10 protein-coding genes are annotated in these 14,256 nt (G+C 59.5%); 3 read left to right on the top strand and 7 right to left on the bottom strand.

Going from position 1 to position 14,256, the window contains the following annotated elements:
- Positions 1-251: 251 nt before the first annotated feature.
- From ntrC to glnA, 6 genes are all read right to left on the bottom strand, one after another.
- On the bottom strand, positions 252-1,688 hold the full coding sequence (ntrC, locus tag ACW9HX_RS25505; RefSeq protein ID WP_457382710.1) for a nitrogen regulation protein NR(I): 1,437 nt from the start codon (positions 1,686-1,688) through the stop codon (positions 252-254).
- Entirely contained in the window at positions 1,685-2,770 is a 1,086-nt protein-coding gene (glnL, locus tag ACW9HX_RS25510; RefSeq protein WP_096821967.1) for a nitrogen regulation protein NR(II), read from the bottom strand. Before glnL ends, ntrC begins: the two co-directional genes overlap by 4 nt.
- A gap of 230 nt (positions 2,771-3,000) precedes the next feature.
- Entirely contained in the window at positions 3,001-3,624 is a 624-nt protein-coding gene (locus ACW9HX_RS25515; protein WP_457382711.1) for a DUF4124 domain-containing protein, read from the bottom strand.
- Positions 3,621-4,130, bottom strand: coding sequence for a DUF4124 domain-containing protein (locus tag ACW9HX_RS25520; RefSeq protein ID WP_457382712.1), 510 nt, complete (start codon positions 4,128-4,130; stop codon positions 3,621-3,623). Before ACW9HX_RS25520 ends, ACW9HX_RS25515 begins: the two co-directional genes overlap by 4 nt.
- 98 nt (positions 4,131-4,228) lie before the next feature.
- On the bottom strand, positions 4,229-5,518 hold the full coding sequence (locus ACW9HX_RS25525; RefSeq protein WP_457382713.1) for a toxin-antitoxin system YwqK family antitoxin: 1,290 nt from the start codon (positions 5,516-5,518) through the stop codon (positions 4,229-4,231).
- A gap of 129 nt (positions 5,519-5,647) precedes the next feature.
- Positions 5,648-7,054 carry a glutamate--ammonia ligase gene (glnA, locus tag ACW9HX_RS25530; RefSeq protein ID WP_085712782.1) on the bottom strand — a complete coding sequence of 469 codons (1,407 nt, stop codon included), beginning with the start codon at positions 7,052-7,054 and terminating at the stop codon, positions 5,648-5,650.
- A gap of 328 nt (positions 7,055-7,382) precedes the next feature.
- Here glnA and thiI point away from each other — a divergent pair, with 328 nt between their 5' ends.
- Positions 7,383-8,837: a tRNA uracil 4-sulfurtransferase ThiI gene (gene thiI, locus ACW9HX_RS25535; protein ID WP_085712783.1), complete on the top strand. Its 1,455-nt coding sequence runs from the start codon at positions 7,383-7,385 to the stop codon at positions 8,835-8,837.
- Between the two features lie 139 nt (positions 8,838-8,976).
- Positions 8,977-10,797: a translational GTPase TypA gene (gene typA, locus ACW9HX_RS25540; RefSeq protein ID WP_085712784.1), complete on the top strand. Its 1,821-nt coding sequence runs from the start codon at positions 8,977-8,979 to the stop codon at positions 10,795-10,797.
- Positions 10,798-11,078: 281 nt separating this feature from the next.
- Here the strand turns inward: typA and ACW9HX_RS25545 are convergent, their stop codons facing one another.
- Complete coding sequence (locus ACW9HX_RS25545) at positions 11,079-11,516, bottom strand: YkgJ family cysteine cluster protein (RefSeq protein WP_025110918.1); 438 nt, start codon at positions 11,514-11,516, stop codon at positions 11,079-11,081.
- A 258-nt stretch (positions 11,517-11,774) separates the two neighbouring features.
- Here ACW9HX_RS25545 and ACW9HX_RS25550 point away from each other — a divergent pair, with 258 nt between their 5' ends.
- Positions 11,775-14,225, top strand: coding sequence for a glycogen/starch/alpha-glucan phosphorylase (locus ACW9HX_RS25550; RefSeq protein ID WP_457382714.1), 2,451 nt, complete (start codon positions 11,775-11,777; stop codon positions 14,223-14,225).
- Positions 14,226-14,256 lie beyond the last annotated feature (31 nt).

Raw genomic sequence — 14,256 nt, forward strand, 5'->3', positions numbered from 1 at the left:
GTGTCCACCATGTCCCCGAACACCTGTCCACCATGTCCCCGGTACATACACCCGGAGGGAGAGGGGACTGACCGGGGGGGCTTAAGAGTTACACCGACCTGATCTTGCTGTGTTGAATCCATAATCGGCTCGGTCATTCAGGTCGATGCAGAGCGCGAGACACCTCGGTCGGCCCCCTCTCCCTCGGGGAGAGGGCTGGGGTGAGGGGGATGGATCCAGAGTGCGCTAAAAACTTTCAAGCAAACGAGGTTTTAACCTTCCTCGCCCTCATCGTCGTCCCCACCATCGACCTTCATCCCCAGTTCCTTGATCTTGCGGGTCAAGGTGTTCCGACCCCAGCCCAGCAGCACCGCAGCGTCACGACGACGCCCGGCGGTGTGCTTCAACGCCGTCTCGATCATGATCCGTTCGAACGCCGGCACCGCGCTGTCGAGCAGGCTCGACTGACCGCGTGCCAAGGCCTGGTCGGCCCACTGGCGCAGCGCCTGTTCCCAGTTGGTCACCGGCGCCGAGTCCTGCGGCAGACTCAGCAGTTCCGGCGGCAGGTCGCTGATGTGTACCTCGCGCCCGGACGCCATCACCGTGATCCAGCGGCAGGTGTTTTCCAGCTGACGCACGTTGCCCGGCCACGGCAGGTTCTTCAGGTATTCCTCGGTCTCGGTTTTCAGCAGTTTCGGCTCCACCGCCAGTTCTTGCGCGGCGCGGCTGAGGAAGTGCTTGGCCAGGGTCGGGATGTCTTCGCGACGGTCCGACAGGCGCGGAATGTGGATGCGGATCACGTTGAGGCGGTGGAACAAGTCCTCACGGAATTTCCCGGCGTGAACCAGGGTTTCCAGATTCTGGTGAGTCGCGGCAATGATCCGCACGTCGACCTTGACCGGCACATGCCCGCCAACGCGGTAGAACTCGCCGTCGGCCAGTACCCGCAGCAGTCGGGTCTGGGTATCCGCCGGCATGTCGCCGATTTCATCGAGGAACAGCGTGCCGCCGTCGGCCTGCTCGAAACGTCCGCGACGCAGGTTGGCCGCGCCGGTGAACGCACCTTTCTCGTGGCCGAACAGCTCGGATTCCATCAGATCCTTCGGGATCGCCGCCATGTTCAGCGCGATGAACGGCGAGGCCGCCCGTGGGCTGTGACGGTGGAGGGCATGGGCCACCAGTTCTTTACCGGTGCCGGACTCGCCGTTGATCAGCACGGTGATGTTGGAGTGGCTCAAGCGCCCGATGGCGCGAAACACTTCCTGCATCGCCGGCGCTTCGCCGATGATTTCCGGGGTGCGGGTCAGGGTTGGCGCGACTTCCAGGCCCTGTTGTTCCTGGGCATGCTGATTGGCGCGTTTGACCAGCGACACCGCTTCGTCGACATCGAACGGTTTTGGCAGGTATTCGAAGGCTCCGCCCTGATAGGAGGCGACAGCGCTGTCCAGATCGGAGTGAGCGGTCATGATGATGACCGGCAGTCGTGGGTGTTGCTCGCGAATCCGCGCCAGAAGGTCCAGGCCGCTGGCACCCGGCATGCGGATGTCGGAGATGATCACGTCCGGCTGCTGGCGGGCCAGGCGGCTCATCACGCCATCGGCACTGTCGAAGCTCTGGGTGGTCATGCCTTCCTGTTGCAGGGCTTTTTCCAGGACCCAACGGATAGAACGGTCGTCATCGACGATCCACACGGTTTCACTACGGCTCATGTCGATGTGGCTCCTTGTTCCAGTGGCAGAAAGATCGAGAACGTGGTGTGGCCTGGATGGCTGTCACACTCGATCAGGCCCTGGTGCTGGCTGATGATGTTCTGGGTGATGGCCAGGCCCAGCCCGGTACCGTCCGGACGGCCGCTGACCATGGGAAAGAAAATGGTTTCCTGCAGTTCCGCCGGGATCCCCGGGCCGTTGTCGATAATCTCGATCTTGGTCACCAGGCGATGGCGGATATGGCCGATGGTGAACTGGCGCATGGCGCGGGTGCGCAGGCTGATGCGGCCCAGGCGCAGCTCGTTCTGGCTGCTGATCGCCTGCATCGCATTGCGCACGATGTTCAAAACGGCCTGAATCATTTGTTCGCGGTCGATCAAGACGTCGGGAATGCTTGGGTCGTAATCGCGCACCAGCGTGATGCAGCCCTGGCTTTCGGCCTCGACCAGCTGGCAGACGCGCTCCAGCACTTCGTGGACGTTGCACAGGGCGAGTGACGGCAGTTTGTTCGAGCCGAGCATGCGGTCGACCAGATTGCGCAGGCGGTCGGCCTCTTCAATGATCACGTTGGTGTAGTCGCGCAGGCTGTCTTCCGGCAGCTCCCGGGCCAGCAATTGCGCGGCGCCACGAATGCCGCCCAGCGGGTTCTTGATCTCGTGGGCGAGGCCGCGCACCAGCATTTTGCTGGTTTCCTGCTTGGACAGCTGCGCCTCTTCCTTGGTGATCCGCAACAAGCGGTCGCGAGGGTGAACCTCCAGCAACAGCAGGGTCGCGCCGTTGCTGAGGATTGGCGTCACCGCGTAGTCCACGGTCAGGGTCTGGCCGGTGAGGGCGGTGAGCATTGCTTCGCGCTTGGTGAACGGGTGCGCCTGTTCCACCGCCTGGCGCAACGAATTGAGCGCCTCGGTGGACTCGGTGAACAGCTCGCTGATGAACTGGCCATGGCTGCGCTGACCGCTGATGGCCAGCAGCATCTCAGCCGCCGGGTTCATGTACTCGAGGCGCAATTCGGCATCGAGCAGAATGGTGGCGGTGGTCAGGTTGTCGAGCAGCAAACGGTGGAGTGCGTCGCTTATGGTCATCAGGACCTCTTTTGGAGCAAGGCGTGCGCGAGAACTAAGCGCCGATATATGGAAAATGCAAAAACCAAACCAAGGCTCCGAAAAGAAGCGTTCGCCCCCTGAAACGGGCGTTTGACGCTCGTTTGCGTGGCGATCAGCCGGCCCTGACGGGTACTTTCGAACCAAAATGGGTTGCAGTGTGGGTACGGTGCAGACTATTGCACCAATATAGTGCGCAAAGCTGAGCGGAGTTAGAAGAAACGCAGGAAGGGGTTTTTCGGTTCGGCGGGTTTGTCTTTCAGCGGGCATTCCGGGCGCACACCGTAGTCGTCGGTAGTGCAGGGTTTGACCTGGCGCTTTTGTGCCAGAGAGATGCGCTGCATGTGGAACGGCTGATTGGCCGTGCGTTCGACGATGCGATCCTGCGCATCGAGGATCTCTACCGACAGGTTATGGCTGCCGCGATCGATATTGCTCAACGGGAACACCGGGCTCAGGCCGGGTTCTCCTGTGGCCTGGCCGTCCAGCAGCAGGCGATAGCGATGACCTTTTTGCAGGCCGGGTTCGCTGGTGATGCTGACGATCAATTCGCCGGCGCTGCTGCGAATGGTCGCGTCCGGTTCTGGAACCAGCACCCGCAGCATGTCGTAGCGGAACAGCGGTTGCTCCGGTGATTTTTTCACGGGGGAGATGGGCGCAGCCCCGGTCGGGTTGGAGGCCATGCGATTGCTGGTGGCCAGCGGCACACGCTTGGCATTGCCGCGCGGTTGATCGGTGTAGACCCGATTGCCCTGCGAATCGACATAAGTGAAGACCTCGGCAGATGCGCCAAGCGCGAACATAGCCAGACACACAGCGATCAATCCGCGAGTCATGGCTTGTGCACCCGCTGCACAGTGAAGACGACTGGCGGACTCTGCTGAATGATCGCCTCGCCATCGATCACCTGAACCGCCAGCCGATGCTCGCCCCGGTCGACGTTCACCAATTGCAGGATCGGCACGTTGCTCGGCTGGCCATAAGGCGCGTCGTCCAGCAGCAGGCGCAATTGATGCGGTGGTTGCAGGCGCGGCTTGATCTGCACACTGACGGTGAACGTGCCGTTGTTGGCGCGCAGAGCCTCTTCGGTGGGCAGGCCGGTCAGCTCCAGCACCTCATAGGCATTGCGTGCAGGCGCACGGCTGGCCGTCTCCGACGACGGCGCACTCGGTGCCTGAGGCTGGACGCTGTTGAGCGGAGGTAACTCCACCGACTGCGCCTTCACGCCGTCCGGCGCATGATCGCTGTAGACCGTGTTGCCGCTGGCGTCCGTGTACTTGTAGATCTGCGCGGTGGCGGGCAGGGCGATCAGCAGCAGGATATAGAGAAAGGTGCGACCCATGAAATCGACCGGAAACGAAAACGATGGGTTGCAGCATAGGCCAGGGTCGGCGGTTAGCCCAACCGGGACAACATCCGTTCACACAAGCGCCCCCGGATTTATTGTGAGATGCCCGGCGTAACCGCACTTTTACCGGCGCCGGACAGGACCCCGGCCTTGTAATGCTCAATGAGGATCGGCACACCATTGGCGTCGACTTCCCGCAACTCGCCTTCCTTTTTGTCGTCAGCGAAGTGGACGCTCCGGGTGTGGCCATTGTCCGTCTTGGTCACCCAGAGGCCTTCGCGTTTGCCATCGCGATATTCGCCGCGCTCGGTAGTACCACGGACAGTCAATTCACTGGGGCCGTTGAGTTGGCCGTGGGCATAGGTCTGGAATCCTGTGGCAACCCATTCCATTTCATCGTAGTTGTGAAGCTGCCAGCGGCCCTCGCGCAAGTCATTGTGGTACTCGCCCTCCAGAATTTGCCCATCCTGGTACAGGTTCCACTGCCCTTCTCGTTTGCCCTCTACAAAATTGCCGGACTCCGAATATTTTTCGTCTTTGGAAGACGACCATGGACCGACACGCACGCCTTGCTTGTAGGCCCCTTGGGCAGAGATCGATACGGAATCATAAGACACCGATTGGCCGTCTTCGCTGCCGGTGAATCTCGTCGGTTCGGTTTCCCAGGCAATATGTCTGACCCTGTAGTTGTAGAGTGTGCGGTTACCCTCGACGAGGGTCTTGTCGAGCCAGCGCCAGAACGTAACGGTGAGAAACCGGCCGTCTTTTTCCTGGTAGGTCTTCTTGAAAAAGTACGGCTCGTCATCTGGCTTCGGGTTGCTCAGTGGGTCGTAGTACTGGCCGTAATAGCTCACCAGTTTCCCTTGGCTGAGATCCAGCTGGTCGAATTCCGGTACACCGGACTCTTCAAGGAGGAGGCTGTAGTTGAGCGGGGTGATCTGGCTCAGCGCTTTCTTGATGGTCAGGGCGTCAAGGTGCTCGCGGCCTTCAGTGATACGGTCCAGCGCTGGCTGCAGTCGCGTTACACGGCTATAGAGGTGATCGTTGTCGTTGTACTTGTAGGCGTAGATCCTGTAGCCATCGCTTTGCCGAAAAAGCACGAAACGAGTGGGGTCCTCACTGTCGAGCGACATGAGAAAAACCGAATCGATGCTCGCCTGACCGAAGTCATCAAGCAATTGCGGACGTTCACCCGGCGTCTCGCAACGGCAGTAATAGCCTTTGACGCCGTTCGCTTCCTTGATGAATGCCAGGGTCATCGAGCTTTCCTGCAAGCCCTGGATCAGCGGGTGTGCCAGCGGCTTGTTTTCATAGAACTCGGCAGCGCCGACTGTCGAGCAGGCGAGGCCGGCCATCAGGGCGATAGCCCGTAACCACTTCATGCGAATCCCTTCGTCAAGGCGCCGGTCATGGCGCGAAAGCGGCGGATTATCCATGGATGAGCGGGCACAAAAAAGGCCTCCCGAAGGAGGCCTCTCTTTTGTCACGCCGCGTAGCGCAGCGCTACCGGATCAGCAGCTGTAGTACAGCTCATATTCCAGTGGGTGTACGAAGGTGCGAACCTTGATTTCTTCTTCGGATTTCAGCGCGATGTAAGCGTCGATGAAGTCGTCGGAGAACACGCCGCCCTTGGTCAGGAACGCACGGCCCTTGTCCAGCTCTTCCAGGGCTTCTTTCAGGCTGCCGCAAACTTGCGGGATCTCTTTCGCCTCTTCAGGCGGCAGGTCGTACAGGTTTTTGTCAGCGGCATCGCCTGGGTGGATCTTGTTCTGGATACCGTCCAGACCAGCCATCAGCAGAGCTGCGAAAGCCAGGTACGGGTTGGCAGCCGGATCCGGGAAACGTGCTTCGATACGACGGCCGCGTGGGCTGTTGACGTAAGGAATACGGATCGAGGCGGAACGGTTGCGAGCCGAGTAGGCCAGCATCACCGGAGCTTCGAAACCTGGCACCAGACGCTTGTAGGAGTTGGTGGCCGGGTTGGTGAAGCCGTTCAGGGCCTTACCGTGCTTGATGATGCCGCCGATGAAGTACAGAGCGGTTTCGGACAGGCCGGCATAGCCTTCGCCAGCGAAGGTGTTCTTGCCATCTTTGGCGATGGACATGTGAACGTGCATACCCGAACCGTTATCGCCGTACAGAGGCTTCGGCATGAAGGTCGCGGTGCGGCCATAGGCATCGGCCACGTTGTGTACAACGTATTTCAGAGTCTGAACTTCGTCAGCTTTCTTCACCAGGGTGTTGAACTTGACACCAATTTCGTTTTGACCGGCAGTTGCCACTTCGTGGTGGTGAACTTCAACGGTCTGACCCATTTCTTCCAGTGCGTTGCACATGGCGGTACGGATTTCGTGGTCGTGGTCGAACGGCGGAACCGGGAAGTAGCCGCCTTTCACGCCTGGACGGTGGCCTTTGTTGCCGCCTTCCACGTCCTGGTCGGACATCCACGAGCCTTGCTCGGAGTAGATTTTGAACATCGAGCCGGAGATGTCGGACTTGAACTTCACTTCGTCGAAGATGAAGAACTCAGGCTCTGGACCTGCGAATACGGTGTCACCGATACCGGTGGTCTTCAGGTATTCCTCGGCACGGTGGGCGATTGCGCGCGGGTCGCGATCGTAGCCTTGCATGGTCGACGGTTCGATGATGTCGCAGACCAGGATCAGGGTCGGCTCTTCGGTGAACGGGTCCAGAACGGCGGTTTCGTCGTCCGGCAGCAGGATCATGTCGGAGGCTTCGATGCCTTTCCAGCCAGCGATGGAGGAACCGTCGAACATCTTGCCAACTTCGAAGAAGTCGTCTTCCAGCGCATCGCGAGCCGGCATGGTCACGTGGTGCTGAGTGCCTTTGGTGTCCGTGAAGCGCAGATCAATCCACTTGACGTCATGATCTTTGATGAGTTGAACCGACTTCGACATAGTGTCCTCCGGGTGGCTTAGGGCTGGTAGTGGATGCCCTTAAATGTTGGTGATGCCGGCGCGAATACTCTGCCAAGGCAACCTGCCTCACAAGGGAGCAAATTGCATGCCAGTGCCCCAGCATGGGTTTTTTGCCCCAAATTCACGCTTATAAAGGTGTGAAGCGCAGATATGGTGAAAATCTCGCCCTTTAATGTAGCGCTATAAGTCGAAAATGACCCGTTTTGGTGCGCGCAAAACCTTCTGCACATTAACTGGTTAAACCTTGAGCAATTTCCGCTATAATCCGCGCCCCCCTTTTTCGGCTGGCCCAGCGCGCGCTGTTTTCATGAAACTAATCGTAAAAGTCTTCCCCGAGATCACCATCAAAAGCCGACCTGTCCGGACGAAATTCATCCGCCAGTTGGCCAAGAACATCCGCACCGTGCTCCGCGACCTGGACCCGGCCGTGGTGGTGAACGGTGTGTGGGACAATCTCGAGCTGGAAACCCGCGTGACCGACCCCAAGGCCCTGAAAGAGATGGGCGAACGCCTGACCTGCATGCCGGGCATCGCGCATTTTCTGCAGATCGACGAATACCCGCTGGGCGACTTCGACGACATCACCGAGAAGTGCAAGCAGCACTACGGCGATGCACTGGCCGGGAAGATTTTCTCGGTGCGCTGCAAGCGAGCGGGCAAGCATGCGTTCAGCTCGATGGACGTCGAAAAATACGTCGGCAGCAAGCTGCGTCGTGAGTGCGGTGCTGCCGGTATCGACCTGAAAGCGCCGGAAATCGAAGTCCGGATCGAAGTTCGCGACAAACGGTTGTTTGTGATCCACAGCCAGCACAATGGCATCGGCGGCTACCCGCTCGGTGCGCTGGAACAGACACTGGTATTGATGTCCGGCGGCTTTGACTCGACGGTTGCCGCGTACCAGATCATGCGTCGCGGCCTGATGGCGCACTTCTGCTTCTTCAATCTGGGCGGTCGTGCCCACGAATTGGGCGTGATGGAAGTCGCGCATTTCATCTGGAAGAAATACGGCAGCTCGCAACGCGTGCTATTTGTCAGTGTTCCGTTCGAAGAAGTGTTGGGCGAAATTCTCGGCAAAGTCGATAACAGTCATATGGGCGTCGTATTGAAGCGTATGATGTTGCGCGCATCCTCGGCCATCGCCGAGCGCCTGCACATCGATGCGCTGGTCACCGGCGAGGCGATCTCCCAGGTGTCGAGCCAGACGCTGCCGAACCTGTCGGTGATCGACTGCGTGACCGACAAACTGGTCCTGCGTCCGCTGATCGTCGCCCACAAGCAGGACATCATCGACACGGCCAACGAGATCGGCACCGCCGATTTCGCCCGGCACATGCCGGAGTACTGCGGAGTCATTTCGGTCAATCCGAAGACTGCCGCCAAGCGTGGTCGCGTTGAGCACGAAGAGCAGGAATTCGACATGGCGGTGCTTGAGCGTGCGCTCGCAAACGCCAGACTGGTGCCGATCGATCGTGTGATCGACGAATTGGGTCAGGATTTGCAAATCGAAGAAGTCAGCGAGGCACTGGCCGGCCAGATCGTCATCGACATCCGTCACCCGGATGCCGCCGAGGATGAGCCGCTGGAGCTCGAGGGCATAGAAGTACAGACGATGCCGTTCTACGCAGTGAACGCTCGTTTCAAGGAGCTGGATCCGACTCGCCAGTACCTGCTGTATTGCGACAAAGGCGTGATGAGTCGCCTGCATGCTCACCATTTGCTCAGTGAGGGGCATGCCAATGTGCGCGTTTATCGACCGAGCTAAGTGCCCGGGGCTGTTTGCCTGTGGCCTGCGTCACCGGCCCCCCGACACCGCCGTCAAGCTGTAACGGCCATGCCGGACACTACTGCTAATCGCTGCCAAGACTTGTCAGCAAACCGAATCCTCTGATCGAGATACACAAGTGATCGAAAATCTACGCAACATCGCCATCATTGCCCACGTTGACCATGGTAAAACCACCCTGGTAGACAAACTCCTGCGTCAATCCGGCACCCTGGAGCGCAACGAGCTCAACGACGAGCGCGTGATGGACTCCAACGACCAGGAAAAAGAGCGCGGCATTACCATTCTGGCGAAAAACACCGCCATCAACTGGAACGGCTACCACATCAACATCGTGGACACCCCGGGCCACGCCGACTTCGGCGGCGAAGTTGAGCGCGTTATGTCCATGGTTGACTCCGTGCTGCTGCTGGTCGACGCTCAAGACGGCCCTATGCCGCAAACCCGTTTCGTGACCAAGAAGGCTTTCGAAGCCGGCCTGCGTCCGATCGTGGTCATCAACAAGGTTGACCGTCCGGGCGCGCGTCCTGACTGGGTTCTGGACCAGATCTTCGATCTGTTCGACAACCTGGGCGCTACCGAAGAACAACTGGACTTCCAGGTTGTTTACGCTTCGGCTCTGAACGGCATCGCCGGTCTGGACCACACCGCCATGGGCGAAGACATGACCGCGCTGTACCAAGCGGTTGTCGACCACGTTCCAGCGCCGGCTGTTGACCGTGACGGCCCGTTCCAGATGCAGATCTCCGCTCTGGACTACAACAGCTTCCTGGGTGTTATCGGTGTTGGCCGTATCGCTCGTGGTCGCGTCAAGCCGAACACTCCGGTTGTGGCCATCGACGCCAACGGCAAGCGCCGCAACGGCCGTATCCTGAAACTGATGGGTCACCACGGTCTGCACCGCGTTGACGTTGAAGAAGCAGCGGCCGGCGACATCGTCTGCATCAGCGGTTTCGACGAGCTGTTCATCTCCGACACCCTGTGCGACATCAACACCGTCGAGGCGATGAAGCCTCTGACCGTTGACGAGCCAACCGTTTCCATGACCTTCCAGGTAAACGACTCGCCATTCTGCGGTAAAGAAGGCAAGTTCGTGACTTCCCGTAACATCAAGGATCGTCTGGATAAAGAGCTGCTGTACAACGTTGCACTGCGCGTTGAAGAAGGCGACTCGGCTGACAAGTTCAAGGTTTCCGGCCGTGGTGAGCTGCACCTTTCGGTACTGATCGAAACCATGCGTCGCGAAGGCTTCGAGCTGGCCCTGGGCCGTCCTGAAGTGATCATCCGTGAAGTTGACGGCGTGAAGCAGGAACCGTTCGAAAACGTAACCATCGACATCCCTGAAGAATCCCAGGGCAAGGTCATGGAAGAAATGGGTCTGCGTAAAGGCGACCTGAGCAACATGGTGCCGGATGGCAAGGGCCGTGTTCGTCTGGAATACAACATCCCTGCTCGCGGTCTGATCGGTTTCCGTAACCAGTTCCTGACCCTGACCAACGGTGCTGGCATCCTGACCTCGATCTTCGACCGTTACGCTCCAGTGAAGTCGGGCCACATGTCCGGCCGTCAGAACGGCGTTCTGGTTTCGGTTGAAACCGGCAAGGCGCTGACCTACTCCCTGGAAACCCTGCAGGCTCGTGGCAAGCTGTTCGTAGAACACGGCCAGGAGATCTACAACGGTCAGATCGTTGGTCAGAACTCCCGCGACAACGACCTGGGTGTAAACCCAACCAAAGGCAAGAAGCTCGACAACATGCGTGCTTCGGGTAAGGACGAAACCATCGCTCTGGTCCCACCTGTTCGCTTCACCCTGGAACAGGCTCTGGAATACATCCAGGAAGACGAGCTGTGCGAAGTCACTCCTAAGTCCATCCGTCTTCGCAAGAAGATCCTGGACGAAAGCGAGCGTACCCGCGCTGCCAAGAAAGCCAAGGCATAAGATTTAGCCAGGCTTGAAAAAACGTCCCCGGTCGAGAGACCGGGGGCGTTTTTGTTTGTCTGGGGGAAATGTGGAGTGGGCCTTGAAGATCAAGAGCCCCCTCACCCTAGCCCTCTCCCGGAGGTAGAGGGGACTGATACGGGGATGCTCAAGAAATACGCCGACTTGATAGCTCTTTACCGAATCCATAATCGACTCGGTTTTTCAGGTCGATGTATAGCGTAAGACCCTTCGGTCAGCTCCCTCTCCCTCCGGGAGAGGGCTGGGGTGAGGGTCGGCTTTTAGAACTTCTCGATCGCCCGGAAATTCTGCACCCGCTCCACTTCCTTCGGCTTGTACGCGCAATACCCCGGGCGCGGGCCGATTTTCGGGTGGTTGCGGCAAGTGTCCGGGCGCTTGTCATAAATGGTGCACAGCCGGCTCTTACGATCCAGGTAGTAGCAATCGTTGTTGCTCATGCGCTGCAGGGTGAAGATCCCCGACTTCTGGTTGAAGCGCTCCACCAAGCCTTCCTTTTGCAGGCGCTTGGCGATGTTCTTCGGCGGGTCGCCCAGTTCGAACTCGTCGACCACACCGATGCGCACCAGATCCTTAATCTTGACCTCGACCGGCAGCGTGCAGCAGCTTGACATGCACGAACCGCACATCGGGGCCGAATATTTGGCCCAGGTATCGAGACGGTCGATCTCGGCTGCGGCGATCAGGTTGGGCTTCATCATCGGGGTTTACCAGGCATGTGCATCAGGGCGCGCGATCATACCGGGACTGGTGGATTTTTGAACAACCTTTCGCCAGATTTTTTCTTCATGCCACCAACAAGTCTGACAATTCGGCACGGCCCCTGCATTCATTCAGGCATTCGCCAGGGTATTGCCGGACGAACGCTCACTCCCAGGAAAAACTGCCGAACCAGAGCCAACACCGTCGGTCAGACCGTCTAGGCTCTGACAATTCCCCGCTCGCTCGAGGTCCTATCGATGACTCAAGAACCACTAGTTCGCGAAGCAGAGGTGGCCGCATTCCGCGACGCCGTCCTGACCAAACTCACCTACGCGGTGGGCAAAGACCCGGATCACGCCTTCGACCATGACTGGTTCGAAGCCATCGCCCTGGCGGCCCGGGATCACATGGTCGAGCACTGGATGGACCACACCCGGCAGATCTATCGCAAAGGTCAGAAGCGGGTGTATTACCTCTCGCTGGAATTCCTCATCGGCCGTTTGCTGTACGACAGCCTGAGCAACCTTGGCCTGCTTGACGTCGCCCGTGAAGCACTGACTGAACTGGGCGTCGATCTGGAGCGCATCCGCCTGCTGGAACCCGATGCGGCACTGGGCAATGGCGGCCTCGGACGGCTGGCGGCGTGTTTCATGGAAAGCATGTCGACTCTCGGCATCGCCGGTCATGGCTACGGTATCCGTTACGAACATGGCCTGTTCCGTCAGGCGATTGTCGACGGCTGGCAGCAGGAGCAGACCGAGCACTGGCTGGATTTCGGCAACCCGTGGGAATTCGAGCGGCCGGAGGTCGTGTATTCCATCGGGTTTGGCGGCAGTGTCGAGACCGTCATCGATGTCAGCGGCAAGAGCAAACAGGTCTGGCACCCGGCGGAAACCGTGCGGGCGATTGCCTACGACACCCCGGTGGTCGGCTGGCGTGGGGCGAGCGTCAACACCTTGCGCCTGTGGCGGGCCCGGGCCATGGAAGATTTGCACCTGGAGCGCTTCAACGCCGGTGACCACCTGGGCGCCGTCGCCGAAGTGGCCCGGGCCGAAAGTATCTCCCGCGTGCTCTACCCGGCAGACAGTACTGAAGCCGGGCAGGAACTGCGCCTGCGTCAGGAATACTTCTTCGTCGCCGCCTCGCTTCAGGATCTGCTGCGTCGTCATCGCAACATGCACACCTCGGTGCTGACCCTCGGCGATCACGCGGCAATCCAGCTCAACGACACTCACCCCTCGATCGCCGTCGCCGAACTGATGCGCCAACTGGTCGATGTCTACGACGTGGCCTGGGACGCGGCGTGGCAAGTCACCGTCGATACGCTCTCGTACACCAACCACACGCTGCTGCCCGAAGCGCTGGAAACCTGGCCGGTGGGGCTGATGGAGCGCATGTTGCCCCGGCACATGCAGATCATTTACCTGATCAACGCCCAGCACATCGATTCGCTGCGGGCCAAGGGCATCCACGATTTCGACGTGCTGCGTGCGGTGTCGCTGATCGAAGAAGACAACGGTCGCCGGGTGCGCATGGGCAACCTTGCGTTCCTTGGTTCCCACAGCGTCAACGGCGTGTCCGGCCTGCACACGCAGCTGATGCGCAAGACCGTGTTCGCCGAACTGCACAAGCTTTACCCGGAGCGAATCAACAACAAGACCAACGGCATCACCTTCCGCCGCTGGTTGTACCAGGCCAACTCTGAACTGACCTCGATGCTGGTCGACGCGCTGGGCCCGGATGTTCTGGATAACCCCGAAGAGCGTTTGCTCGATCTTGAGCCTTTCGCCGAGAAACCAGCCTTCCGCAAAGCCTTCGCCGAGCAGCGACTGCACAGCAAAAAAGCCCTGGCCTACCTGATCCACGAACGGCTGGGCATTGCGGTCAACCCGGCGGCGATGTTCGATGTGCAGGTCAAGCGGATCCACGAATACAAACGTCAGTTGCTCAACCTGATGCACACGGTCGCGCTGTATCAGGCGATCCGCGCCGAGCCGGAAACCGACTGGGTGCCGCGGGTGAAAATCTTCGCCGGCAAAGCGGCGGCCAGTTATCACCAGGCCAAGCTGATCATCAAGCTGACCAACGACATCGCCCGTGTGGTGAACAACGACCCGACCGTGCGCGGCCTGCTCAAAGTGGTGTTCCTGCCCAATTACAACGTCAGCCTGGCGGAAAGCATCATCCCGGCGGCGGATTTGTCCGAGCAGATATCCACCGCCGGTTTCGAGGCGTCGGGCACCAGCAATATGAAGTTCGGCCTCAACGGTGCGCTGACCATCGGCACCCTCGACGGCGCCAACGTGGAAATGTGCGAGCGCATTGGCGCCGAACACATGTTCATCTTCGGCCTGAGCGCCCAGCAGGTCGAAGCGCGCAAGCAGAATCACGAGTTCAGCGCGGTGCCGGACATTGCCGCGTCCCACCGTCTCAACGACGTGTTGCAGGCGATCCGCAGCGGGGTGTTTTCGCCGGACGACACGTCGCGCTACACCGGGCTGATCGATTCGCTGGTGGATTACGACCGCTTCCTGGTCTGCGCCGATTTCGACTCCTACTGGGAGGCGCAAATGCGCGTCGATGCGCTCTGGCACGATTCCAACAAGTGGTGGCGCTCGGCAGTGTTGAACACCTCGCGGATGGGCTGGTTCTCGTCAGACCGGACGATTCGCGAGTACGCCACGGACATCTGGAAGGCACTGGAGTAACTTTTAGCGACAAATGTGCGTCCGGCCCCAC

Source organism: Pseudomonas sp. SDO52101_S400 (assembly GCF_054071635.1).

Bases quoted from the DNA above. Each gene is read 5' to 3' on its own strand.
- ACW9HX_RS25525 (WP_457382713.1), bottom strand. From the start codon at position 5,518: ATGAAGTGGTTACGGGCTATCGCCCTGATGGCCGGCCTCGCCTGCTCG.
- glnL (WP_096821967.1), bottom strand. From the start codon at position 2,770: ATGACCATAAGCGACGCACTCCACCGTTTGCTGCTCGACAACCTGACC.
- ntrC (WP_457382710.1), bottom strand. From the start codon at position 1,688: ATGAGCCGTAGTGAAACCGTGTGGATCGTCGATGACGACCGTTCTATC.
- glnA (WP_085712782.1), bottom strand. From the start codon at position 7,054: ATGTCGAAGTCGGTTCAACTCATCAAAGATCATGACGTCAAGTGGATT.
- ACW9HX_RS25515 (WP_457382711.1), bottom strand. From the start codon at position 3,624: ATGACTCGCGGATTGATCGCTGTGTGTCTGGCTATGTTCGCGCTTGGC.
- thiI (WP_085712783.1), top strand. From the start codon at position 7,383: ATGAAACTAATCGTAAAAGTCTTCCCCGAGATCACCATCAAAAGCCGA.
- ACW9HX_RS25550 (WP_457382714.1), top strand. From the start codon at position 11,775: ATGACTCAAGAACCACTAGTTCGCGAAGCAGAGGTGGCCGCATTCCGC.
- ACW9HX_RS25545 (WP_025110918.1), bottom strand. From the start codon at position 11,516: ATGATGAAGCCCAACCTGATCGCCGCAGCCGAGATCGACCGTCTCGAT.
- ACW9HX_RS25520 (WP_457382712.1), bottom strand. From the start codon at position 4,130: ATGGGTCGCACCTTTCTCTATATCCTGCTGCTGATCGCCCTGCCCGCC.